Below are 24,859 nucleotides of genomic sequence, written 5' to 3'. Positions count from 1 at the left end.
GACTTTTTCTTGTAAATGTCCGGCATACAGTCACTGATTGAAAAGCTGTTACATGCGGGCACTTACAAAAAATGGTCCCTACTCTTGGATTTCTGCACATATCCACGATACGCCTTGCCATGACATAAAGACCTTAAAGAAACACTATGATACGAAAGATATTAACTACGATACTGCTTGCCATAAGCGTCTGCACACTTGCACAAAGCGTAAAGGTACCGGCATTTCCCGGAGCCGAGGGCTTCGGACGGTATACTACGGGCGGACGCGGCGGAACGGTATATCATGTGACGACGCTAAGCGACGACAACACTGCAAACCCGGCAGCCGGAACCTTCCGCCATGCGTGCAGGCAGAAGGATGTGCGCACGATAGTTTTTGACGTTTCCGGAACAATATATCTGAAAGCAGAGCTGAAGCTACAGAACGGCAATGTCACCATAGCCGGACAGACGGCACCGGGCGACGGCATCTGCATTGCGGGCTATCCGTTCGTGATAGCGGCAGACAACGTGATAATACGCTTTGTGCGCTTCCGCCCCGGAAATGAGAATGTGGCTTTTCATGAGGGCGACGGACTGGGCGGAATGGACAGGGAAAACATTATCGTAGATCACTGCTCGGTTAGCTGGAGCATAGACGAGTGTCTGTCGGTATACGGCAGTAAGAACACTACTGTGCAGTGGTGCATCGGCGCGCAGAGCCTTGTAAGTTCCGGACATGCGAAAGGCACGCACGGATATGGCGGCAACTGGGGCGGCAGCGGCGCTTCGTATCATCACAACCTGCTTGCCCATCACGACTCGCGCGTGCCGCGTCTCGGTCCGAGAACGGGAACACAGACCGACGAGCGCGTAGACCTGCGCAACAACGTGTTCTACAACTGGGCTGGCAACGGATGTTACGGCGGCGAGGGCATGAACGTAAACATTGTGAACAACTATTACAAGCCGGGACCTGCCACGCAGACCCGGGGCGAGAACATACGCAAGCGCATAGCGGCAATAGGCGTGAGGACAACAGAATATACAAAGCACGACACGGATACGCCCAACGGCTGGGACGCGATGTGGCACGTATGGGGCAAATACTTTGTTGACGGAAATTTTAACCCGTCGTACAGCGACGTGACGAACGACAACTGGACGTATGGCATATACAACCAGACGGCGAACGATGCCAGCGTTGACTACACCTATACGCAGGAGACAAAAGATGCCATGCGCCTGAGCAATCCCATTGAGTTTGCCGGAGTGACCACACACACTGCCTCTGCGGCATACGAGAAGGTTCTGGCATACGCCGGGGCGTCTCTCCACCGTGACGCGCTCGACAAAATGATAGTGGACGACACACGCAACGAAAAGGCGACATGCACGGGAGGGCAGTATACAGACAAGAACGGTAATCTGAAGGAAAGCCTTCCGGGACTGATAAACAGTCAGGATGATGTTGTATATTCCGACGGAACAAAGGGCTGGCCCGTCCTCAACAGCACAGCCGCGCCCACGGACACCGACGGCGACGGCATGCCCGACAGCTGGGAGAATGCAAACGGACTTAATCCGAATGACAAGACTGACGGTGCCCTTGTGACCGTTAACGGATATACTAATCTTGAGGTTTACATGAACAGTCTCGTTGAGGACATCACGACATCACAGAACGCCGGCGGAAGCATCGAAGGAGATACTGATACAGACAAGGAAGAAACAGAGGTGGCGGATGAGTATGAGATATCCGCCGTGACGCATGTGGGCAGCGACGGCTGGGACTTCAACGGCGGCTTCAGCATAACGACAGGGAAAGGCTATGCCTCTGCGGCATCAAAGTATGTGAAATATTCGGCTGGCGAGACCTTTGTTATAAACATACCGGAAATGATGTCCATAGAGAAGGTGAGGATTATCGGCTACGGAAATGATGCCAACACGGATACATATCTCCATACGCTTGGAACGGCGACATACGGAAGCACCGACTATGTTTTCCCTAAAGGAAAATCGGAAGCGAACAACCGCGACTATACAATAGAACTCACATCGCCAGTCTCAAAGACTCTTCCATTTGTGTTTAAAGGCGGGCAGGCATGTATGCGCATCATACTTTATCCTGTCAAGAACGCCGTTACACAGGCTGGAGGGGAGTATACAATATCAAAGGCAACCAATACAGGCACAAACACATCGGCTATATGGAACTTCAACAACGGCATAACCGTTACCAACGGAAACAACAAAGGCTACAACGCAGGAGACAATGACTGTATAAAATACTCAGCCGGAACTCTGTTTACAATAAATCTTCCTGAAGGCATTAGCGTCAGCAAAGTAAAGATAAACGGTTATGACAATTACGCCGACGGTGACTCTTATCTTGCTGAGCTGAACGGAAAGACATTCTCCAATACTGATTATGTGTTCCCTAAGAAAGGTACAGACGGCTCGGCTGTGATGAAAGAATACACCATAGCCCTTGACAATCCGGCAAGCGGAAAGCTAACCTTTAAGGCAGCAGGCAAGCAGGTTGTATGGGCTATAACGCTGTACACACTGCCGGAAATAACGCTCAGCGAGCACAGCGTGGCACTTGGCGTACCGGCGGGACCGGCAAACATAACGCTTGTACGCACGCTGTCGGACACATATTGGAATTCGTTCTGCGTGCCCTTCGACATATCCGCCGACAAAATAAACAATGTACTTGGAGATGCAAGGGTACTGCAATTCAGCAGCGTTAACGGCAACACAATGATTTTCGAAGAGACAACAGAAGGTATCAAAGCCGGCATACCATGCCTTATAAAGCCCAACAGCACGATTAAAAACCCGCGTTTCGAGAACGTAACCGTAGTGACGGAAGCACCGAAAAGCGTGACAATAGACGGATGCAGCTACATCGGGACGTACACAAAATATGCCATGGAATATGGCGGGACAGAGCTTATGTTCAACACCCGCAACGGTCTGTCGCGACCAAAGCAGGCACCGGACAACGTAATGAGGGGACTAAGGGCATATTTCAGACTGCCGGCAACGCAGGCTGCAAGTGCAAAGGTGATGATACCCGGCGGCACGACAGGAATAGAAGAGATACCCTATGAGCCATGCAAGGCATCGCACAAGGGCATTTACAACCTTAACGGGCAATATGTCGGCACATCCGCCAAAGGATTGCCAGAAGGCATATATATCGTCAATGGAAAGAAAATGGTAATAAGCAACAAATGACGGAACAGAATGATGAAGAAAAAAGATTATATCAAACCTGAAATCAGCGTAATATCGGCAGAGCCGATGATGCCGCTTGCCGAGTCGTTTACACCCCCGGACAAGGATAACACCGAAGAAGATGCAGACGATGCCGCGGCAAAGCCAACGTTTCCTATACCTGACATTTGGGATGAAGACTTCAACTGACTCGTGCATAGTCACGCACGCAGTCAGAAGCTGTATACCACAATGTAATATATTTTAGTTGTTTTTTTCAGGAGGGTGTGCATAGTTCTTAATACGAACGGCACTCCCTCCTTTTTTATCGGCTTTGCAGAAACATAACTTCGGTGAACTTACGTTTTCTAACAATGAACAATCAACGGCAGCCGCCGTGATTACTTATAAGAAAACAAAAGACACCATTCAATTCTTGAATGGTGTCTTAAATATTGTGGGCGTTGACGGATTCGAACCGCCGACCCTCTGCTTGTAAGGCAGATGCTCTAAACCAGCTGAGCTAAACGCCCTTACTTATCGTAAGCGGTTGCAAAGATAACAACTTTTATTAAAACGACCAAACTTTGTCCTTGTTTTTTATTGTTGATGCAATAAAAATATGTCTTTAACATGTTATGGGCACCACAACAGCCATAAAAAGAGTGTGCGTATCATCGCAAGCGAAGATACGCACACCTTAAACATTATTCAGTCTATGCTGTATTATTCTACAATCTGAACAGTAGCACGGCGGTCGAATGAAACAGGTGACTCAACACCGAGTTCCTTAACACCACCCTTGGCAGCTGTTGAAATCTTGTCGCGGCTTACGCCCATCTTAACGAGCTCTTCAACAACCTGGTTTGCACGGTTCTCAGAAAGTTTCTGGTTGATTGCGGGAGTACCTGTAGAGTTGTCTGCATAACCTGTTACGAGGATATTAGAGTTGTTCTCCTTAGCATACTTTGCAAGAGCCTTAACGTTAACAAGGTCTTTCGGGTTAGCAACGTCGGTCTTTGAGATGTTGAAGAATACAGAAACCGGAGTTGTGATGAATTCCTTGATAGACTTTGTCACTGCAGGAGCAGGAGCCGGCTTCTGGTTTGCAAGCATGTTCTTCAGACGGTCGATTTCAGCCTTTTCGTCAGCGAGCTGAGCGTTAAGAGCGTCAATCTGAGACTGTGAGAGAGCCTTGATTGCGTCAACATCCGGAGTCTTGTTCCATGTTGCCTTGCCTAGGTTGTATGTCAAACCAACCTCTGCATAAAGGATGTTAGCATGGCTGTCCCAGAAACGCTTGCCCTCATTAACCTGTGATCCGGGGAACACGAGGTCGTTCTCCATACGGTTCCAACCAAGTTCGAGGTTTACTGCAACCTTCTTTGAAAGATAGAACTGGTTAAGAATACCTACGCTGAGACCCATTGCGTAAACATTGTCTGAGCAGTTACGGCCGATGCCACCACCTATGAAAGGAACAAGGTTGTAGATACGGTCAGGGTTGTAACCGCAAATCATGTTGCTCAGATTGAACAGAGCCTGTCCCTGAGCATTCCAGTATTTATAGCTATGCTCTAGAGCCTTACCCCATATACCTGAAGCCTTAACACGAAGACCGAGACCCGGAGTAAACCACTTACCAAGAGCTATGGAAGCCTGAGGATTTGAACGGAAGCTCTTCAACGGATTCTTTGTAAAGCCAAAGCCGTGTTCCTGTGCACTGTAAACAGCTGAATACTGTGCACCAGCCTGAATGAACCAATTACTCCAAAAAGAGTTTGTTGCAACGCTGTACTTCTCAGTAGCGTCTGCATTCTGTGCCATAGAGGCAACAGAGATACCGGCAAAAGCCAGTACGAACAATAATTTTCTCATACGTTGTTTATTATTAAATAATCAATAATTTGTTTTTTAATGTTGATTAATTTTGGGTACAAAGATACACTATTTTTTTATTATATATACCTTTTTATATAGAAATATTTAACAAATATAAAAATATACTATATTATGGCACAGTGTTTTACCCCAACAGCCGCTCCATTTCCGACTGTCTGAAAATTGTCAGTATGCTTTTTCCGTCTGGAGTATAGTTTACATTGGAACATGCGAAAAGCTCGTTTACAAGATTTTCCATTTCATTGTTGTTAAGGACTTGTCCGTGGGGTATTGCCGCATTGCGTGCCAAAGAGACAGCCAGGGAGTGGTTGATGTCAGACGCGACGCCTACACCGTTCTCCGCCGCCGTCGCCACCATGTTGCATACAAGCTCAACAACGTTTATCCCTTCTATTCCCGACGGTATACCATTCACAGCATAGCTGCCGCCTCCAAGATCGGAAATATCAAAGCCGAGCTTTTCCATTTCGGGCTGCACTTTTTCCATGACGATAGCTTCCTTGTGGTCAAGCTGGACAATCTCGGGGAACAACACTTTCTGAACACTGCCGGTCCTGCCGTCAAGCTGCTGCATATAATTCTCATACAGGACACGTATATGAGCACGGTGCTGGTCGATTATCATAAGCCCGGATTTTACTGCCGTCATTATATATTTGCCCTTATACTGATAATGTACAGGGGACTTTTCATCTACGGCATCCGGTCTTTCATCATCCGGTTTGTCTGCAAACAAAGGCATTTCTTTTATCTGTGAGGCATCAGGAGTGGTGTATAGCTGCTCCCAGTTTTCGGGAACATAGTTGCTGACTGGCGTTTCCTTAAACGGATTATAAACGGGATTTATGTCTATCTTTGGGACAGGCACTCCCATGCTCCCTGCCTCAAACACCGGAATTTCAGGTTTTCCCTCCGTGTCGAAGTCAATTGAAGGCACATCGCTGAACTTGCCTACAGCCTCTTTTACGGCAGCCATGAGGATTTGCCAGATGGTATGCTCGTTCTCAAACTTTATCTCCGTCTTTGTTGGATGTATGTTTACATCTATGTCGCGCGGCTCAACTTCCATATATATAAAATAAGGTATCTGTTCGCCGACGGGTATCAGACGCTCGTATGATGCCATCACTGCCTTGTGAAAATAAGGATGCTTCATGTATCGCCCGTTGACAAAGAAATATTGCTGCACATTCTTCTTTTTTGCCGACTCAGGCTTTCCTACAAATCCGGAAATCCTGCAAACAGTCGTATCTACGCTCAACGGAAGAAGGTCGTGATTTATACGCTTGCCGAAAATATCAACTATTCTCTGACGGACACCGCCGGCACGCAGGTTGAACATCTCCGTGCCATTGCTGTGCAAAGTGAAGTTTATCTGCGGATTGACAAGCGCAATGCGTTCAAAAGCAGCTACAATATTACTCAGTTCGGTTGAGTTTGACTTGAGGAACTTACGCCGTACAGGCACATTAAAGAACAAGTTCTGAACAAGGAAGTTACTCCCGACGGGACATGACACAGGCTCCTGCCCCGTAACCTTGGATGCCGAAACGGACAGCATAGTGCCAATCTCTTCTCCCGGCGTACGCGTCTTCAGTTCCACCTGTGCCACTGCTGCGATTGATGCCAGTGCCTCGCCACGGAAACCCATTGTCTGAAGCGCAAACAAATCACCGGCATTACGTATCTTCGATGTGGCATGGCGTTCGAACGAAAGGCGTGCATCAGTCTCCGACATACCTTTTCCGTCGTCGATGACCTGTATAGATGTCCTGCCGGCATCAACCACCAGAACATTTATGGTCTTCGCTCCGGCATCGACAGAGTTTTCCACAAGTTCTTTTATCACCGATGCCGGACGCTGTATGACCTCACCTGCGGCAATCTGATTTGCCACCGAATCCGGCAGAAGCTGTATTATATCGCTCATTATTTATTTCAATTAATTATTGTCCGGCATCCCCTTCTTATCGTCTTCAGCCGTCACACTGACCGAACTGACCTGTCCTCCTGATATCTGCTGTAGCGGAGCCGCATGACGCGTTACGGTCTTCAGTGCCGTCCCGTCTTTCTTCCCGCGCCAGTTGAATATATCGTGTTTGTCCACCGGACGTATATAGTCGAACCATGCAAAATTAGGAAGCTTATAACGTGAAGGCGGTATCTGCGTCATCGGATACATCGTACCGCTGTTCTTCGGAGTCCATATACGCTGCAGCTGACGGTCTTTCATATACATGCGCAGCGTGTCCGTCTCAAGATACACAAGCCCCATAAGCGTGCTGTCCTTATCGTCCACAGGGTAGAAGACCACCATCACATTGCCGCGTGCCTCGGTTCCGGTAAGCTCTCCCTTGTCAAAATAGGCAAACATCTCACGCGATGCCACCTGATTGTAATGCTTTCCGTCATGAAGAAGTTCCGCAGACAATGCCTGGTTTATAACATGTGCACGGTCCAGCGTGGAGTCTTTCATATAAACCTTTATCACCTCTCCAAGCAACTGACGGTCGCCATTCCATGTTATCGGGTCCTTGTACATAGTCATGCACGAGTCCTTCGAATTATACACAAGCGAGTCGCATACAGCCTGGACATCGGTGCGGAAAGCCCTCACCCTGTTATAACAGTGCAATGTACGGTACACCGAGTCCGTCTCAATGTCGTATGTATACATTCTTATGGTGTCCGAATGTACAAAGAGAGTATCTTTCTGCGAATAGTCCTTCATCACGGCACTATCCGTAGCGAGCGCCATTCCGGCTTTGTCATTATACCAGAAATAGTTACATGTCAACTCATTCTTGTTTTCACTATCCTTATACACCACATTATCATACCCTCTGCTCACACCTGTCTTTTCATCATAGAACAGGCTGTCGCCCGTAAGTTCCTTTCCTTTATTGGTCAATGTTGCACGCCCGTACAATCTTGCCACCTCCTTATTGGTATCATAAAAGCCGTCGGTGGTGTTTATCACGCTCTCTCCGGACGTGATGCGCGAAGGTCCCACCACATGTGCAAGCGATGTCTTCGTGTCATAATAAAGGGTATCGGTGTTAAGAAGAAACTTCTTGTTCTTAAGACTTACATCATAATTGAATATCGCCTCGCGCGTTTCCGTATCATATTCTCCCCAGTCCGACACCAATACATTGTTCTTGTCTACCATACGTCCGCCTTCAAAAAAATATCCTATGCCGTAAAGACGGTCGTAGTTAAGACTGTCCGTATACAGTTTCGTCCCGCGATGAGTAAGCACAACATTGTTTCTTGCCTCTGCCATTTGGTTGTCACCGTCATAAAAAGCATAGTCGCTGAAAAGAGACAAAGTATCTCCCTGCAACATCCTTACATGCCCGAACGCCTTGAAAGAGTTCGACTCCTGATAAAAGTATGCACTGTCGCACGTAAGCTTTGCCCCCTTGTGACGGAATGCTACATTGCCGTTCAATATCTGTGCATTGGGATTACGTCCGTACTGGTCATAGTGCAGAACATCCGCATGAATAAGATATACGCGCTCATTTGTCTTGGTACGCGGTTTCTTCTTCGGCGCCATTTTAGACTGTACCAAACATAGTCCAAACAGGCATAGAACAATTACAAGAATTATCCTATGCCCGCCGTATTTTCCTTTATTGTTATTTCTTATTGTCATTTAATCCAGCCCTGATATTCAAAATCACAGTCCTTATAGCGGTTGTTCATCCTGACGTACGTGGTTTTAAGCTTATCCTGAATCCATTCCTTGATAAAATCTTCCCTGCGTTTGGCAAGCACCTCATTCTTCAGAACTTGGAAATCCTCCGTTATGGTGGCACGGTGCGCCTCCACCCGGCTCTTCAATTTAGCTATTACACACACACGTTTGCCACGGCTGTCTATCATGTTGAAAGCATGCGAAACCTCTCCAACCTTCAACGTGTCCACCACCTTGGCTATTTCAGGCGGCAGATCCTGCATACGGAACTTGCTGGTACGTCCTGCCTCAGACGAGTTTGCCATAAGTCCGTGATTGTTGCGGGTATCCTTATCATCCGAGACATACACCGCAGCATCGTCAAATGTATACTTTCCTTCACGTATGCTTGTCGCCACAGAGTCAAGAACAACCTCAGCCTCGTCAACTGCCTCCTGAGATATATGCGGCTTGCGCAATATGTGGCGTACCTTTATCTTGTCACCGCGCTTGTCAACGAGCTGTATTATATGATAACCGAACTCGGTTTCAACTATCTTCGAAATCTTCTTCGGATCTGTCAGATTAAAGGCAACCGCCGCAAAAGCAGGGTCGAGCAGTCCGCGCCCCACATAGTCGTCAAACTCTCCTCCAAGACGTGCTGTTCCCGGATCTTCCGAATACAGACGCGCAAGAGTAGAGAAAGAGGTCTCTCCGTTGATAACACGATCGGTATAATTCCTAAGCTCATCCTTTACACGGTTTATTTCCTCCGGTGCTACTTTGGGAGATTTTGTGATTATCTGCACTTCCACTTCCGTCGGGACAAGCGGAATGCTGTCTTCCGGCATATCCTTGAAAAAACGGCGCACATCGGCAGGCGACACGGTTATGTCCGACACCAGTTTGTCTTTCATCTTCTCTATCAGCTGACGGTCGCGGAAATCATCACGCATGCTTTGACGCATTGCCGTGATGCTTTGCTTTTTGTATTCCTCAAGCTTTTCCTTTCCTCCGGCAGCCTGTATCCAATAGTTTATCTGTTGGTCCACACTCTGCACCACCTCAGACTCCGTCACCTCGATACTGTCTATTGCAGCCTGATGCAGGAAGAGTTTCTGTACGGCTATCTGTTCCGGTATTGCACAGTCCGGATTACCGTTCCATTTAACTCCTTCCACCTCACCCTGCATACGGATAGCCTCAACGTCCGATTTCAATATCGGCTCATCTCCAACCACCCATATAACCTCGTCTATTATGCTGTTCTCATCTACCGCCGCAACCGTATCCGTCAAAACCTTTACAGTATCGGTATTCTCAGCAGTATCGTCTCCGTCATGCTGCGCCTTTACACCAAGTCCGCCAAGCAGCATCAGCGAGACAGCAAGACACAAGGTTATTATTTTTCCGTATTTCATCAATCGTGTTTATTTACCGTTTCCAACACTTCCCTGTTAACAACAACAGGATATTTCTTCCGGAGTTCCGCCACCCACTGTTTTTCGAGCATCTCCTGATAGTCGGCTGTTACAAGTCCGCGTACATCCTCATAACATTCCGGTCCTTTCTTCAAAAGTTTTCCGTATGTGGCATCGATGGGATATCCTTTCACACCGTTCACCGTCGTATCTTTCTTGAATATCACCTTATCTATATAAGCATTGTCTCCTTCCTTGAATATACCTTTCTCCACACGTATCCTTATTATGGTGTCGTTATTAAACGTGGTACGCAGTTTTTCTGCCCAACCGTTGAACGGCACCCCCTTGACACAGTCCTTTACAGCTTTCACGTCATCCTTTACCTTGACATGGTATGCCATACCTTTGAAACGCGGACGGTCCCAGTTATACTTTTTCTTGTTTTTCTTGAAATACGCGGCAAGCCCCTCATCGTCCTTCGCGGCCTTGTCCCATACGTTGCGGTTGCTTATCTCGTAAAGCAGCAGACCGTCATGATACTCACGTATAAGATTCTTCATATCCGAGTCGGTTGCCTCAAGTTCAGCCGCTCTTCTGCTCATTATGTCGTCTTTCGTAAGCTTTCCTTCCGACTGTGCCACAAGCTCCTCTATTTTTTTGTCTGCCACCCTGTCACGCACATTGCGGTTCTCCAGAAAACGTATTATATCGCTCTTGAGTGTGTCAAACGGCTCAAGCTGCTTGCGGTCTTTCATCAAGATTATATGATATCCGAAAGGAGAAAGCACCGGTTCCGACATTTCCCCCACCTCAAGGGCAAAGGCAGCATCATTGAACTCCTTTACTGTCTGATTGGATTCTATCCACGGAAGCAGTCCGCCATTACGTGCAGTACCAGGATCCTGCGATAAATTCTTTGCAAGTTCCGCAAAATCGGCTCCGCCCTTCAACGCCTTATAGATAGAATCTATGCGCAGTTTCGCCGCTTCCTGTTGTTCCTTTGTGGCATCTTGCGCCAAACGCAGCAATATATGTGCAGGCATTATAAGTCCGGCAGATCCTATACGCTTCACCGTCTCATCGTATACTTTCTTTGCTTCGGCAAGGATATCGGTATCTTCAACAAACGACGGACGTATCTGCTGGTCACGATACATTGCAAACTCCGACTTGAACGACGATAGCGTGTCAAGACGTGCGGCATACGCTTCAACCACTTTCAACTTATAGTTTATAAACAAGTCCACATACTCTTCTACGCTTTTCTTGTCTATTACGCCTTCCGAGTTATTCTTATTATACGAATATTCAAATTCCGAACGGCTTACCGGCTGTCCGTTGACAGTCATTATGGTCGGATCATTCTGCGCCTGTGCAAATGCGGTGCACAATAACAGAAAAGCCAACAACAGTCTTATTTTCATCTTCACCTTATTATATTATATAGATATATTCTCTTTTTATACGTGCAGCAACAACTATTCGGGTCTTGAATAATTCGGAGCCTCGCTTGTTATGGAAATATCATGAGGATGACTTTCCATTACACCGGCATTGGTTATACGCACGAACTTGGCATCATGCAGTTTATCTATGCAGCCTGCACCGCAATATCCCATGCCCGAACGCAGACCACCTACAAGCTGGTATACAACCTCCTGAAGGGTTCCCTTATAAGGCACGCGTCCGGCAATTCCTTCCGGAACAAGTTTCTTTACATCCTTCGTTCCTGCCTGGAAGTAACGGTCTTTGGAACCGTTCTCCATGGCCTCAAGACTGCCCATACCGCGATAACTCTTAAACTTACGTCCGTTAAAGATTATCGTATCGCCCGGGCTTTCTTCCGTTCCGGCAACGAGTGAACCAATCATCACACTGTATCCGCCGGCAGCAAGAGCCTTCACTACATCTCCGGAATAGCGCAAACCACCGTCGGCTATCAACGGAACCCCCGTTCCTGCAAGAGCACAAGCCACATCATACACCGCACTAAGCTGCGGCACCCCGACTCCGGCAACCACACGTGTTGTGCATATACTGCCCGGACCTATGCCCACCTTTATTGCATCGGCACCATGTTCCACAAGCATTTTAGCCGCAGCACCCGTAGCAACATTGCCCACAACGATATCCACACCGGGGAAAGCAGCCTTCGCTTCGACAAGTTTCTCTATCACCGACTTCGAGTGTCCGTGTGCGGTATCTATGACAATGGCATCGGCACCCGCCTCAACAAGTGCTTTCATACGGTCAAGCGTATCTGCCGTCACACCAACTCCGGCTGCTACACGCAGACGTCCTTTCTCGTCCTTACATGCCATAGGCTTATCCTTTGCCTTGGTAATGTCCTTGTATGTTATAAGTCCCACCAACTTGTTGTCACCATCGACCACCGGCAGTTTCTCAATCTTATTCTCCTGCAATATCTTTGCCGCAGCAACAAGATCTGTCTGAATATCTGTTGTCACAAGATTCTCGGAAGTCATTACCTCATCGATTTTCCTGTCAGGACAAAGTTCAAAACGCAAATCACGGTTGGTAACGATACCTACCAGACGGTTATCGTCGTCAACAACAGGAATACCTCCGATGTGGTATTCTGCCATCATGTCAAGAGCTTCACGCACCGTTGAACCGCGACGTATTGTCACAGGATCGTAAATCATGCCGTTCTCGGCACGTTTCACGATAGCCACCTGGCGTGCCTGCTCCTCTATCGACATATTCTTGTGTATCACACCGATACCTCCCTCGCGTGCTATGGCTATTGCCATTGCAGCCTCAGTCACGGTATCCATCGCTGCCGTAACAAACGGAATATTAAGTTCTATGTTACGCGAGAACTTGGTTTTCAACTCTACCGTGCGTGGAAGCACCTCTGAATAAGCGGGAATTAAAAGGACGTCGTCAAACGTAAGACCGTCCATCACAATCTTGTCTGCAACAAATGATGACATATTATTTTGGAATTTATTGCGTGCAAATTTAGCAAAAAAAATCCATTCGATAAAACATTAATTCCTTTCATTCGCCTTATTAATTCTATTTAACGTGCGCGCGTGAGAGTGCAATGCTCTTGTATACATGGAAATCAGTATTTAAAAGGCAACACAACGACGGCAAATGACGGTAAAACAAAAGTGCCGCCCTTATTCACATAAGAACGACACCAAATCAAGTAATTATTATTTTTTGATATATTACTACACACGGGATACACTATCCCCATTATCTTTATCTCATTACAATTTTCGAAACAATCTCTCTTCCCTGTGCATCCGATATCTTACGTATATATACTCCTTTTTCCGGAGCGTTCACACGCACACCGTCAAGTGTATAATATGCAGTATTTGCCACACTGCCGGAAAAGACATCGTCTATCGCTGTGGGAACATCGGTTATCTTGTTTCCGTCTTCATCATAAGCATCACCTGTCAGCTTATCCTTTACGGCATGTGCAAACTCATTTATATCCTCACCGGGAAGATTATCCGTATAGGTCTTGTATATTTCTATTTTTCCGGCTCCGGCATACTTTTTCAGCAGTTCCGGCACATCGGCAGTCTTGTCAAGAGTGTTCACCCTATATGACGAAGCAGACTGCGCCGGTGTCCAGTTTGTCGATGTTACAGGATAGTTTTTGCTTATCTTGTGACCGTCTGTATTTGTGTATCCCTCCATCAGGTTATTGCACCCTTTATATATAACGTCATATCCGGATATCTTGTTGACATTCAGAGAGCCGCCGCGATCCGAGCGGACAGGCGACTTGGTGTTCTCAAAATAACTCGCCTCAAGACAACCTACCGCTCCCGGACGTACATCCCAGCCGTCCTGGCACCCCAACATGTAATTATTGTAGAAGTGAAGATTGCCGCCACGCTGCAACGGAAGACGAGAGCCCTCTATATTTTCGAAGAAATTGTGGTGAAAAGATATTGTACGGCAGTTTTCATACACATCGGTATCTCCCTTACCGAAAAGACACGACTTGTCATGATTATGGAAGTGATTATAGCTGAAAGTCATCCACTGAACGTTGTTTTTACAGTCTAGCAACCCGTCATAGCGATCCTTGCTTGCCGCATTGCCGTTGAAAAACTCGCAATGGTCTATCCATATATGCCCACCCCAATCGGTCTTCGCACTTACCTTATCAGCCTGTATGCCTATACAATCGGGGTCTCCAACTTCCGCCTGCACACCATTACGGAATGCCACAATTTTGTTCTCACCACTTTTCAACACCGGTACGCCGTTCATGGTGAAACGGCAATTGCGTATGATGATATTATCAACACACTGCATAACAAATGTTATACGTGAGAAAAGAGGAGCCTTGCCTGTTGTCGGGTCTACCACACCGATAAGAGTTTTGTTCGGCGCCACCATAATGCGTTCCCCATAAGTTGTCGCCACACCCTGCGAACCATCCTGCGCATCGCACAGTTTTCCCGTATCAAGCCCGTCTACATAACATGTTATACCGGTTGTCATGTCTTTGTCTACAATGACTATATACGGGTCTTTTGCCTGAAGATATGCCTGAAGCTGAGAGAAATTGGCGGCATAAACTACCTTTCCACCTGCACCGCCGGTAGTTCCGCCGGCACGATAATGATTTGTACCGGCATTACCGTCAACTGCCGCAAAGCCGTCTATAGAGAAGTCGCGCCCGTCAATGACCTGCGCATTGACTGAAAAGCACGACAGGCACGAAACAAAAACTGCAGCGGAAAACAACCTTCTGCATGAACACAAAACACCCGACATAGGCTTTAACTCTAAATTCATTGTCTTTATCAATTTGATTTTATTGTTTTAAGTAGATTATGCAACAACCGGAAGAATGACACGCCGTCATTCCGCGAATAAACACATGTCATGAAACCGACATACAGCCGGCAGACATGATGATTGAATGTATTACGTCTTTTTTATTTCCTTTAGTAGTCTTTCGAATGCAAAGATAACAAAACAATATATTAATGCAATGGTATCATACCATAAAAAACTAAAATTACACATCACATCAAAAGAAGATAGAAGAAGATAGAAGAAGATAGGAGAAGATAAAGTAAGATAAAAGACAAATGTCAGGGAGATGTAGAACAAGGAGATAAGAGAAAATTGGAGAAGATATGTGACTTGCGCCATAGGAGATAAAGGACAATAGTCTTGGATTAAAGAACTCGACATTTGTCTTTTATCTCCTCTTTTCTTCTCCTAACTCCTCTTATCTCCTTTTGATGCCCCCTTATCTCCTTATTATATATTCCACATTAGTTCGCCATTTCCGAGAAGAACTTTATGCGCACAAGCCGTACTTCGTCCTCGGTATAGTCGCTTCCAAGCTCTTCCATCGCCGTTTCAAGGTCATCGGTCTCGCTTGTCTTGAAATATTCGTATATGTCATCGATGTGGTCTTCATCCATGACCTCGTCCAAGAAATAGTCTATATTAAGTTTCGTACCGCTGTATACGATGGCCTCCACCTCGGTAAGAAGGTCCTCGAAATCTATGTTCTGCGCATCGGCAATGTCGTCAAGGGGCACATGACGGTCTATGTTTTGTATTATCTTTACCTTAAGCATGGACTTCTTTGCTACCGTGCGCACACGCAGATCTTCGGGACGCTCGATACCGTTCTCTTCACAGTGTGCCTTTATCAATTCTATGAACTCCCTGCCGTAACGTCTTGCCTTGCCTGCTCCTACGCCCTGTATGTTCTGCAGTTCCTCCATTGTCACCGGATACACGGTTGCCATCTGATCTATTGACACGTCCTGGAATATGATGTATGGCGGCAAACCATGCTTCCGACTCACCTTACGACGCAGTTCTATAAGCATGGCGCAAAGCGTGGGGTCAAGAGCGCCACCGTGTTTTTCTCCTATTTCATCGTCGCCGTCTTCATTAAACTCGATGTCTTTCACAATCATGAACGACGACGGATTTTTCATAAAAGCCCTTCCTGCCGATGTAAGTTTGAGCAATCCGTAATTCTCAACATCTTTCTTTATATACCCTGCAATAATGGCCTGCCGTATCACTGGGTTCCATATATTGCCGTCCATATCCTCGCCGGTGCCGAAATCATCGAGTTTATCGTGCTTGTGCGCCGCGATATCGTCTGTGGGATTACCCTTTACGAAATCGATGACATAATCGGTTCTGAAATCTTCTTTGAGCACCGTTATTGCTTTCAATACGACGACAAGAGCGTCTTTTGCTTCTATCTTTGTCTTGGGATTAAGACAGTTATCGCAATTTTCACAGTTGTCCGGTTCAAAATCCTCGCCAAAGTAGTGCAACAGCAATTTGCGCCGGCATACCGACGACTCGGCATACGCCGCCGTCTCTTGAAGCAACTGCCTGCCTATGTCCTGTTCGGCTACAGGCTTGCCCTCCATGAACTTCTCGAGTTTCCGCAAGTCTTTCGATGAATAAAAGGCAATACACTTTCCTTCTCCGCCGTCACGTCCGGCACGTCCTGTCTCCTGATAATATCCTTCAAGACTTTTCGGTATGTCATAGTGTATGACAAATCTCACATCGGGTTTGTCTATACCCATTCCGAAAGCTATCGTCGCCACGATCACGTCTATGCGCTCCATAAGGAAGTCGTCCTGAGTGTTGGATCGTGTGGCAGAGTCAAGACCCGCGTGATATGCGGCAGCCTTGATGTCATTGGCTTTAAGAACCTCTGCCAGTTCTTCAACCTTCTTACGCGACAGACAATATATTATACCGCTCTTGCCGGAACTCTGTCTTATGAATTTTACTATCTGCTTGTCGATGTCCTTTGTCTTCGACCTTACCTCATAATAAAGGTTCGGACGGTTGAAAGAACTTCTGAACTCCACGGCGTCAAGTATGCCGAGACTCTTCTTGATGTCGGTTCGCACCTTGTCGGTGGCTGTTGCCGTGAGCGCAATAACCGGCGCCTTGCCTATCTCGTTTATTATCGGACGTATGCGGCGGTACTCCGGACGAAAGTCATGTCCCCACTCCGAGATACAGTGTGCCTCGTCGATTGCATAGAAAGAGATAGGTACTTTCTTCAGAAAACCCACATACTCATCTTTTGTAAGCGACTCCGGTGCTACATACAGAAGTTTTGTTCTGCCTGAAAGAATATCGGTTTTCACCTGGTCTATGGCAGACTTGTTGAGCGAAGAGTTAAGATAATGCGCCACGCCTTCATCCTCGCTCATGCCGTTTATGACATCTACCTGGTTTTTCATAAGGGCTATGAGCGGTGATATGACTATGGCGGTGCCTTTCATTATGAGCGAAGGAAGCTGATAGCATAAGGACTTGCCGCCACCCGTAGGCATAAGCACAAACGAGTCCTTGCCGTCAAGAACGTTGCGCACAATTGCCTCCTGATCGCCCTTAAACTTGTCGAAGCCGAAATACTGCTTCAGTTTTTCTATTAGATTAATGTCATTTGCCATAAACAACAGGCATTCTTGTTCTTATGTTATTAGGTTGTGTTTTCAATGGGAGCATCTCTCGGTCAGGCTTGGTCAAGCTTACTGAGGTTGGCTTTTTCGAGCTGGGAGCGTGCATATTCGGCATCTACCTCAAACGCATCGACATTCTGCGACGGTATGTCGAACATGGCGTCTATCACCACACTCTCTACTATGGAGCGCAGACCTCTTGCGCCGAGTTTGTACTCCATGGCCTTGTCTACTATGAAGTCGAGTGCCCCGTCGGTGAAAGTAAGCTTTATACCATCCATCTCAAACAGCTTTATATACTGCTTAACGATAGAGTTCTTGGGTTCTACAAGTATCGACCGGAGGGCTTTACGGTCCAACGGATTAAGATATGTAAGCACCGGCAGACGACCTATAATCTCCGGAATAAGCCCGAATGACTTGAGATCCTGCGGCTGTATGTACTTCATAAGGTTGTTTTTGTCTATGCCGCGCACATTGTCTACCGAGCTGAAGCCCACCACATGGGTGTTGAGGCGCTGGGCAATCTTGCGCTCTATGCCGTCGAAAGCACCTCCGCAGATAAACAGTATGTTCTTTGTGTCCACATGGATATATTCCTGATCGGGGTGCTTGCGCCCGCCCTGAGGCGGCACATTGACGACAGAACCTTCGAGAAGTTTGAGCAATCCCTGCTGCACACCCTCGCCGCTTACATCGCGGGTAATCGACGGATTGTCGCTCTTACGTGCTATCTTGTCCACCTCGTCGATGAACACTATACCCCTCTGAGCTGACTGTACGTTATAGTCGGCAACCTGAAGCAGACGGCTGAGGATGCTCTCCACGTCCTCGCCAACATATCCGGCCTCGGTAAAAACCGTTGCGTCCACAATGGTAAAAGGCACATCGAGCAGACGGGCTATAGTCCTGGCAAGGAGCGTCTTGCCCGTTCCGGTGCTTCCCACCATTATTATATTACTCTTCTCTATCTCTACACCGTCGTCTTCAGAAGCCTGCTGCAGACGTTTGTAATGATTATAAACAGCTACGGAAAGATAGCGTTTTGCCTCGTCCTGACCTATCACGTACTGGTCGAGATGCTCTTTTATCTGATGCGGTTTGGGTACTGCTTTCCAGTCTAATGCCGGAACGTCCTTTTCGTCTTCCTCCTCTGCAAATCCCGCCGAGCAGGCTATGTCGTATGCCTGTTTAGCACATTCCTCGCAGATGTGACCGTTAAGCCCCGTTATCAACAACTTTACCTCATTTTCACTTCTACCGCAGAAGCTGCAAGTTTTCTTCATCCTGTCCTGTCTTTTCTTTACTCCTGCACCGCGGCATCGTCTTGTCTGTCGTTGCCGACGGTTGTTGCAGGTTTGTTCTTTCTTACCATCACGGCATCTATCATGCCATATTCCTTTGCCTCATCGGCTGTCATCCAATAGTTACGGTCCGAGTCTTTCCATACTTTTTCGTATGGTGTATGCGAGTGTTCGGATATTATCGTGTAAAGTTCTTTCTTGAACTTCATTATCTCCTTTGCCTCGATCTCTATGTCCGAAGCTTGTCCCTGAACCCCTCCGAGAGGCTGGTGTATCATCACACGGCTGTGAGTAAGAGCGGTGCGCTTGCCTTCGGCACCGGCAACGAGGAGTACCGCCGCCATGGATGCAGCCATTCCGGTACACATCGTGGCAACATCGCTCGTTATGAATTGCATGGTGTCATAGATGCCGAGACCTGCCGTGACGCTGCCTCCGGGACTGTTGATATATATGGAGATGTCCTTTCCGGGGTCGGTAGAGTCGAGATACAGCAATTGCGCCTGCAACGTGTTTGCCGTATAGTCGTCTATCTGGGTTCCGAGAAATATTATACGATCCATCATCAACCTCGAGAATACGTCCATCTGAGTGACATTGAGCTGCCGCTCTTCCAATATATAGGGATTGAGATACTGTGCCTGGGCTTTCATCACATTGTCAACAACCATGCCGCTGATACCCAGATGACCTGTCGCATATTTTCTAAAATCATTCATAATCGTATGTTCGTTTTATTAGAAAGAAAAGAGGTTACCGGCACTTTCCGGTATCTTCTAAACACAAAGATACTAAAAAAAGCCGACAACCTCCTTGTATAAGAAAGTTTTTTCAAAAAAATGTACCTTTTTACTCGCTCATCATCTTGTTGAATTCGTCAAGGCTGATGTTCTTGCCGTTAAGTTTCACCACGTTCTTGAGCACCGATGTGAGTTTGCGGTCTATGCTGCGGTCAACCAAAGAATCGGTATATTCCTTCTTCTTGAGCATGTCTGTGGCATAATTCTCGATGTATTCTTCAGGAATATTGTTCATGCCATACTGTGCAAACTGTGCGCGTGCAGCTTCCTTGGCAGTGTCCATTATATCCTCGTCGTTAATCTTTATCTCGTTAGCGGCAACAAGCTGTTCCTTGATGAGGTGCCATGTCAGTTCCTTGATGCTCATGTCGTAGTTCTTGTCAACGAACTCTTGTCCCTTGTCCTTGTTGTTGTTAAGCATTATACGCTTAAGCATGGCATCGGGATATGTAAGCGCACCGACTTTGTCTTCGAGGTATTTGCGCACGTCTACAATGAACTTATAGTCCGAGTCGGATGCAAGTTGGTTCTTCAACCCTTCTGATATCTTCTCACGGAACTCCTTCTCGTCTTTCACTGTGTCCTTGCCGTAAACCTGATCGAAAAGTTCCTGATTGACCTCAGCTTTCACAAAGCGTGATATTTCGATGATCTGGAAGCTGAAATCGGATGTGAGTTCTGCCACGTCCTCTTTCTTCATCTTAAGCAGTGAAGATACTTCCACGTCGTTCTCGGGATATGCTTTCTTGGGGTTGAACGTGATTATGTCACCGAGTTTTGCACCTTCGAAAAGCTTTTTCTGGTCTTCAACCTTTATATATTCGGGCATCATCACAGCACCTTCGACCGTTATTCCGCCTTCCTTGGTATTTCCGTTCTCGTCAAGTTCGCGTATATCACCCTTAAGCATGTCGTTGGGCTGATATTCTTCTGCCTTGTCATAATGACCGCTGCGCGATGTAAACATATCTACCTGACGATCTATAAGGGCATCGTCAACGTCTATCGTATAATAGTCTATCGTATCGTCGCCTGTCAGAGACACATTGAAATCCGGAGCAACGGCTATGTCAAACATGAATGTATACGGTGCAGCGGCTTCCATATCCACCGGAGTCTGCTTGTCGGACGGCAGCGGCTCGCCAAGCATCTTTATGTTGTTGTCGTTTACATATTTGTAAATCTGTTCACCAAGAATCTTGTTTATCTCATCAACCTTCACTGATGTTCCGAACTGACGCTTAACCATACCCATAGGAACCTGTCCCGGACGGAAGCCGGGGATATTGGCTTTTTTACGATAGTCTTTCAGTGTTTTCTCGACTTTATCCTTATAATCGGCTTCTTCTACAGTCAAAGTCAACAGACCATTAACTTTGTCGGGATTTTCAAATGAAATCTTCATCTCTTGTATTTTTATGTTAATTATTAATTCAAAATTGAGGTGCAAAATTAAGGAATAAAGCCGTAAATACCTAATATAATAAGGAAAAATATATCAAAAGTTTATTTTTTTAACCATAACATGCATACTTACATATCGACATAAAGCTGAAGACAAAACAATAAAAAGCAACGGTGTCGCGGATGTATGAGAACTGCCGTTTTGCAAAAGGGCATCTTTCGGCGTCTAAAAGGTGCCCTTTCAGACGCTAAGAGGCGGTCTTTCGCACTGCAAAAGACCGCCTCTTATAACGTAGTGTATTTCAAGTGTTTACAAGGAAGGTGCTTTATGGCATTCTAATATGACCCAAAACAGCATCTGTCAGTCGTTTCCCTCGTCGTGAAACTGACCGGTATTAAAACGGAATTCTTTCTTTTTCAACTCGAAATCGCGCCCGAGATATTTCTCCTTTACTATCTTGTTGGCAGCAAGTTCTTCGGGTGTTCCCTGGAAAAGCACACGTCCCTCAAAGAGAAGATAGGCGCGGTCGGTAATGGCAAGGGTCTCGTCCACATTGTGGTCGGTTATCAGTATTCCGATGTTACGGTATTTAAGCTGTCCCACCACTTTCTGTATCTCGCCCACGGCAATAGGGTCTACGCCGGCAAAAGGTTCGTCGAGCATTATAAACTTAGGCTCTATCGCCATGCAACGGGCAATCTCCGTGCGGCGACGCTCGCCTCCGGAAAGCCTGTCGCCAAGGTTCTTACGCACCTTGCCAAGACTGAATTCGGTTATGAGACTCTCGAGTTTTTCCAACTGATACTTTCGCGGCTTGCCTGTCATTTCAAGAACGGAAAGGATATTGTCTTCCACACTCATCTTGCGGAAAACACTCGCCTCCTGAGGCAGATAGCCTATTCCCGCACGGGCACGCTTGTACACCGGATACTCCGTAATGTCCGTATCGTCGAGGTATATATGACCGGCATTGGGCACGATAAGTCCCGTAGTCATATAGAACGATGTTGTCTTACCTGCCCCGTTGGGACCAAGCAGACCTACAATCTCGCCCTGTCTCACATTAATGGAGACATCGTTGACAACGGTGCGTTTGCCATATTGTTTTACAAGACCTTCGGTACGAAGCATCATCCCTTCGCTCCCTACGCCGGAGCCTGTCATTTCGTTTCCGTCCATACAAATATTTTTTTGATAAGGTTTTAAGGTTTTTAGATCTCAGGTGACAGATTATTAGGTTTGAGGTTATAAGGTGATAATTGTCCGGATGATAGTTTGTTCATCGTGTCAAGAGTATTTTCACCTTATGACCTGAAACCTCACACTTGTCACCTCAAGACCTGAGACCTCACAACCTGAAACCTCTAACTAACTGCAAAAGTAGTAAATTTGTCTCTAATAAAGGTTGTTATACTAAAAAACTCTTAACCCCTTTGTAGTTTTTTGGCTATTTTTGGTTACTTTTGCAACAGATTTATCCGTCAAGGAAAGTAATATTTTTTATTTTGTTAAAATGCTGATAGACAAAGGACTTACACTCTTCGGACGTTATATTATACTCATGGGACGCGCTTTTTCACGTCCGGAACGCATAAGGATGTTTGCCAAGCAATATGTCAAGGAGATGTCTTCACTTGGAGTAAACTCGATAGGTATAGTGCTGTTGATATCGTTTTTCATCGGTGCCGTTATATGTATTCAGATGAAACTGAACATCCAAAGCCCGTGGATGCCACGCTGGGTGTCGGGCTATACAACGCGCGAGATTATGCTGCTCGAGTTCTCATCATCCATAATGTGTCTGATATTGGCAGGCAAAGTGGGGTCGAACATCGCCTCGGAACTGGGTACCATGAGGGTGACACAACAGATAGACGCGCTCGAGATAATGGGTGTCAACTCCGCCGGATACCTCATAATGCCTAAAATTCTGGGACTTGTAACGCTTATGCCGTTCCTTGTCATATTCTCGTCTGCCACCGGAATACTCGGAGCATACGGTACGGCATACATTGGAAACATACTTAGTCCGGAGGATCTGACGCTCGGGCTGCAACACAACTTCACGCCGTGGTTCGTATGGATGAGCATCATCAAGAGTCTGTTCTTTGCCTTCATTATATCAAGCGTGTCGTCTTTCTACGGATATACGGTAGAGGGCGGTTCGGTAGAAGTGGGCAAGGCAAGCACCAACGCCGTTGTATGCTCGAGCGTGTTGATATTGTTCTCGGACGTATTCCTCACAAAGTTGCTGTCGTAAACGGCATGGGCGGAAACGATCAACAGCATCAGCCGTAACTACGGTCATCCGCCGATAAAGAAAGAAACATCATGATAGAGATAAATCATTTATACAAATCATTCGGAGATAAGGAGGTGCTGAAAGACATCAGCGCAACCTTTGAGAATGGAAAAACAAACCTCATAATAGGTCAGAGTGGAAGCGGAAAGACCGTGTTGGTGAAAAATCTCGTCGGACTTCTTGATCCCACGAGCGGCGAGGTATTATACGACGGGCGTAATTTTGTGCTTATGGACAAGAATGAAAAGGTTGCCATGAGACGTGAAATGGGAATGATTTTCCAGAGCGCAGCGCTCTTCGACTCGCTCAACGTACTCGAAAACGTAATGTTTCCATTGGATATGTTTTCATCTATGAACTACCGCGAGAGGATGAAAAGGGCACAGGAGTGTCTTGCAAGGGTCAATCTGATAGACGCGGAAAAGAAATTTCCCGACGAGATATCGGGCGGAATGCAGAAGCGCGTGGCGATAGCAAGGGCAATAGCGCTTAACCCTAAATATCTGTTCTGCGACGAACCAAACTCGGGTCTGGACCCTAAGACATCACTTGTGATAGACGAACTGCTGCATGGCATCACACACGAGTTCAACATAACGACAATCATCAACACCCACGACATGAACTCCGTAATGGGCATCGGAGAAAAGATTATCTACATATATGAGGGAAAGAAGGAGTGGGAAGGCAAGAGCAGCGACATCATGATGTCTACAAACGAGAAGCTCACCGACTTCGTTTTCGCAAGCGATCTGTTGAAAAAGATGAAACAGAACGAGATGGAAAAGATGCGGAGGAACAACAGTTGAGAGAAAGACAGATACTTCGTTTGATGTAAGAAGGAAACAAAAGGATATAAAAGAAGATAGGAGAAGATATGTGGCTTGCGCCACAGAAGATAAATGACAATAGTCTTGAAACAAACAACAAGGCATTTGTCTTTTATCTTCCCTTTATCTTCTCCTATCTTCTTTTATCTCCTTTCATCTCATAAACCATTTGCCGTTGTGTTTCGTCATTGGCACTACGATTTCTTCTTTAAGACTGTCGCCATAGCATAAAAGGAGGAATGCCTGTGCTGTAGACGACAGACTGTCGGTCTTGGAGCCAATTATGCGCACCTCGCGCACGCCGTTATGCATTTCTTTCTGCCGTGCTGCAAACATAGCAGCATTGGCTATAAGCTGCCGGTGGTATGTCTCGGGAATACTGTCCGGAAAGAACATGGCAGCGGTAAAGCCGGCATAGTCGCCGGCAAAAAGCATGTCATAATATTCCTTCGCGGCATGTTCTGCCGTAATCTCCGCCTTCTGTTCCGAACAGGAAAGGCACAATGCAGCAATCATACAGATGCATGAA

General features: G+C 46.6%; 17 protein-coding genes and 1 tRNA gene. 4 read left to right on the top strand and 14 right to left on the bottom strand.

Annotation, left to right across the window (positions count from 1 at the left end; translation table 11 throughout):
- Positions 1–146 precede the first annotated feature (146 nt).
- Both HPS54_RS00945 and HPS54_RS00940 read left to right on the top strand, forming a co-directional pair.
- The gene (locus HPS54_RS00945) at positions 147–3,230 is read left to right on the top strand and encodes a hypothetical protein (RefSeq protein ID WP_172343619.1); all 3,084 of its coding nucleotides are present in this window, start codon (positions 147–149) and stop codon (positions 3,228–3,230) included.
- 9 nt (positions 3,231–3,239) lie between these two features.
- Positions 3,240–3,419: a hypothetical protein gene (locus HPS54_RS00940; RefSeq protein WP_172343618.1), complete on the top strand. Its 180-nt coding sequence runs from the start codon at positions 3,240–3,242 to the stop codon at positions 3,417–3,419.
- Positions 3,420–3,667: 248 nt separating this feature from the next.
- On the opposite strand, the gene HPS54_RS00935 is transcribed toward HPS54_RS00940, so the two are convergent.
- The 13 genes from HPS54_RS00935 to lptB all read right to left on the bottom strand — a co-directional run bounded on the left by HPS54_RS00935 (position 3,668) and on the right by lptB (position 22,377).
- Positions 3,668–3,742 (bottom strand) — tRNA-Val (locus tag HPS54_RS00935).
- Between the two features lie 193 nt (positions 3,743–3,935).
- Positions 3,936–5,087, bottom strand: coding sequence for an OmpA family protein (locus HPS54_RS00930; RefSeq protein ID WP_172343617.1), 1,152 nt, complete (start codon positions 5,085–5,087; stop codon positions 3,936–3,938).
- A 148-nt stretch (positions 5,088–5,235) separates the two neighbouring features.
- Positions 5,236–7,041: a DNA mismatch repair endonuclease MutL gene (gene mutL / locus HPS54_RS00925; RefSeq protein ID WP_172343616.1), complete on the bottom strand. Its 1,806-nt coding sequence runs from the start codon at positions 7,039–7,041 to the stop codon at positions 5,236–5,238.
- Positions 7,042–7,053: 12 nt separating this feature from the next.
- Complete coding sequence (locus HPS54_RS00920) at positions 7,054–8,772, bottom strand: OstA-like protein (RefSeq protein WP_172343615.1); 1,719 nt, start codon at positions 8,770–8,772, stop codon at positions 7,054–7,056.
- On the bottom strand, positions 8,769–10,214 hold the full coding sequence (locus tag HPS54_RS00915) for a peptidylprolyl isomerase (RefSeq protein WP_172343614.1): 1,446 nt from the start codon (positions 10,212–10,214) through the stop codon (positions 8,769–8,771). Before HPS54_RS00915 ends, HPS54_RS00920 begins: the two co-directional genes overlap by 4 nt.
- Positions 10,214–11,641, bottom strand: a complete 1,428-nt coding sequence (locus tag HPS54_RS00910; protein WP_172343613.1) for a peptidylprolyl isomerase — start codon at positions 11,639–11,641, stop codon at positions 10,214–10,216. The genes HPS54_RS00915 and HPS54_RS00910 overlap by 1 nt, the downstream gene beginning before the upstream one ends.
- A 54-nt stretch (positions 11,642–11,695) precedes the next feature.
- The gene (gene guaB, locus HPS54_RS00905) at positions 11,696–13,174 is read right to left on the bottom strand and encodes an IMP dehydrogenase (protein ID WP_172343612.1); all 1,479 of its coding nucleotides are present in this window, start codon (positions 13,172–13,174) and stop codon (positions 11,696–11,698) included.
- A gap of 277 nt (positions 13,175–13,451) precedes the next feature.
- Complete coding sequence (locus tag HPS54_RS00900; protein ID WP_172343611.1) at positions 13,452–15,014, bottom strand: pectate lyase family protein; 1,563 nt, start codon at positions 15,012–15,014, stop codon at positions 13,452–13,454.
- A 488-nt stretch (positions 15,015–15,502) separates the two neighbouring features.
- On the bottom strand, positions 15,503–17,680 hold the full coding sequence (gene recQ, locus HPS54_RS00895; RefSeq protein WP_172343610.1) for a DNA helicase RecQ: 2,178 nt from the start codon (positions 17,678–17,680) through the stop codon (positions 15,503–15,505).
- 62 nt (positions 17,681–17,742) lie between these two features.
- The gene (gene clpX, locus HPS54_RS00890) at positions 17,743–18,975 is read right to left on the bottom strand and encodes an ATP-dependent Clp protease ATP-binding subunit ClpX (RefSeq protein ID WP_172343609.1); all 1,233 of its coding nucleotides are present in this window, start codon (positions 18,973–18,975) and stop codon (positions 17,743–17,745) included.
- A 17-nt stretch (positions 18,976–18,992) separates the two neighbouring features.
- Positions 18,993–19,712 carry an ATP-dependent Clp endopeptidase proteolytic subunit ClpP gene (gene clpP / locus HPS54_RS00885; RefSeq protein WP_172343608.1) on the bottom strand — a complete coding sequence of 240 codons (720 nt, stop codon included), beginning with the start codon at positions 19,710–19,712 and terminating at the stop codon, positions 18,993–18,995.
- Positions 19,713–19,842: 130 nt separating this feature from the next.
- Positions 19,843–21,198 carry a trigger factor gene (gene tig / locus HPS54_RS00880; protein WP_172343607.1) on the bottom strand — a complete coding sequence of 452 codons (1,356 nt, stop codon included), beginning with the start codon at positions 21,196–21,198 and terminating at the stop codon, positions 19,843–19,845.
- A gap of 360 nt (positions 21,199–21,558) precedes the next feature.
- Positions 21,559–22,377: an LPS export ABC transporter ATP-binding protein gene (gene lptB / locus HPS54_RS00875; protein WP_253951899.1), complete on the bottom strand. Its 819-nt coding sequence runs from the start codon at positions 22,375–22,377 to the stop codon at positions 21,559–21,561.
- A gap of 334 nt (positions 22,378–22,711) precedes the next feature.
- Between lptB and HPS54_RS00870 the strand changes: the two genes are divergently transcribed.
- Positions 22,712–23,458, top strand: coding sequence for an MlaE family ABC transporter permease (locus tag HPS54_RS00870; protein ID WP_172343606.1), 747 nt, complete (start codon positions 22,712–22,714; stop codon positions 23,456–23,458).
- A gap of 71 nt (positions 23,459–23,529) precedes the next feature.
- A complete protein-coding gene (locus HPS54_RS00865; protein ID WP_172343605.1) occupies positions 23,530–24,309 on the top strand; it encodes an ABC transporter ATP-binding protein in 780 nt (259 codons plus the stop codon).
- A 174-nt stretch (positions 24,310–24,483) separates the two neighbouring features.
- Here the strand turns inward: HPS54_RS00865 and HPS54_RS00860 are convergent, their stop codons facing one another.
- A complete protein-coding gene (locus HPS54_RS00860; protein ID WP_172343604.1) occupies positions 24,484–24,846 on the bottom strand; it encodes a hypothetical protein in 363 nt (120 codons plus the stop codon).
- Positions 24,847–24,859: the final 13 nt, after the last annotated feature.

Origin of the sequence: Xylanibacter caecicola, from assembly GCF_013166515.1 — a bacterium.
Taxonomy (GTDB): domain Bacteria; phylum Bacteroidota; class Bacteroidia; order Bacteroidales; family Bacteroidaceae; genus Prevotella; species Prevotella caecicola.
The sequence above is the reverse complement of the archived record's forward strand: the minus strand, read 5'-3'. Positions and strand labels throughout refer to the sequence as shown.

Bases quoted from the DNA above. Each gene is read 5' to 3' on its own strand.
- lptB (WP_253951899.1), bottom strand. From the start codon at position 22,377: ATGGACGGAAACGAAATGACAGGCTCCGGCGTAGGGAGCGAAGGGATG.
- mutL (WP_172343616.1), bottom strand. From the start codon at position 7,041: ATGAGCGATATAATACAGCTTCTGCCGGATTCGGTGGCAAATCAGATT.
- HPS54_RS00940 (WP_172343618.1), top strand. From the start codon at position 3,240: ATGATGAAGAAAAAAGATTATATCAAACCTGAAATCAGCGTAATATCG.
- HPS54_RS00900 (WP_172343611.1), bottom strand. From the start codon at position 15,014: ATGAATTTAGAGTTAAAGCCTATGTCGGGTGTTTTGTGTTCATGCAGA.
- HPS54_RS00910 (WP_172343613.1), bottom strand. From the start codon at position 11,641: ATGAAAATAAGACTGTTGTTGGCTTTTCTGTTATTGTGCACCGCATTT.
- HPS54_RS00870 (WP_172343606.1), top strand. From the start codon at position 22,712: ATGCTGATAGACAAAGGACTTACACTCTTCGGACGTTATATTATACTC.
- guaB (WP_172343612.1), bottom strand. From the start codon at position 13,174: ATGTCATCATTTGTTGCAGACAAGATTGTGATGGACGGTCTTACGTTT.
- HPS54_RS00930 (WP_172343617.1), bottom strand. From the start codon at position 5,087: ATGAGAAAATTATTGTTCGTACTGGCTTTTGCCGGTATCTCTGTTGCC.
- HPS54_RS00915 (WP_172343614.1), bottom strand. From the start codon at position 10,214: ATGAAATACGGAAAAATAATAACCTTGTGTCTTGCTGTCTCGCTGATG.
- tig (WP_172343607.1), bottom strand. From the start codon at position 21,198: ATGAAGATTTCATTTGAAAATCCCGACAAAGTTAATGGTCTGTTGACT.
- HPS54_RS00920 (WP_172343615.1), bottom strand. From the start codon at position 8,772: ATGACAATAAGAAATAACAATAAAGGAAAATACGGCGGGCATAGGATA.
- HPS54_RS00945 (WP_172343619.1), top strand. From the start codon at position 147: ATGATACGAAAGATATTAACTACGATACTGCTTGCCATAAGCGTCTGC.
- recQ (WP_172343610.1), bottom strand. From the start codon at position 17,680: ATGGCAAATGACATTAATCTAATAGAAAAACTGAAGCAGTATTTCGGC.
- HPS54_RS00860 (WP_172343604.1), bottom strand. From the start codon at position 24,846: ATGATTGCTGCATTGTGCCTTTCCTGTTCGGAACAGAAGGCGGAGATT.
- clpP (WP_172343608.1), bottom strand. From the start codon at position 19,712: ATGAATGATTTTAGAAAATATGCGACAGGTCATCTGGGTATCAGCGGC.
- HPS54_RS00865 (WP_172343605.1), top strand. From the start codon at position 23,530: ATGATAGAGATAAATCATTTATACAAATCATTCGGAGATAAGGAGGTG.
- clpX (WP_172343609.1), bottom strand. From the start codon at position 18,975: ATGAAGAAAACTTGCAGCTTCTGCGGTAGAAGTGAAAATGAGGTAAAG.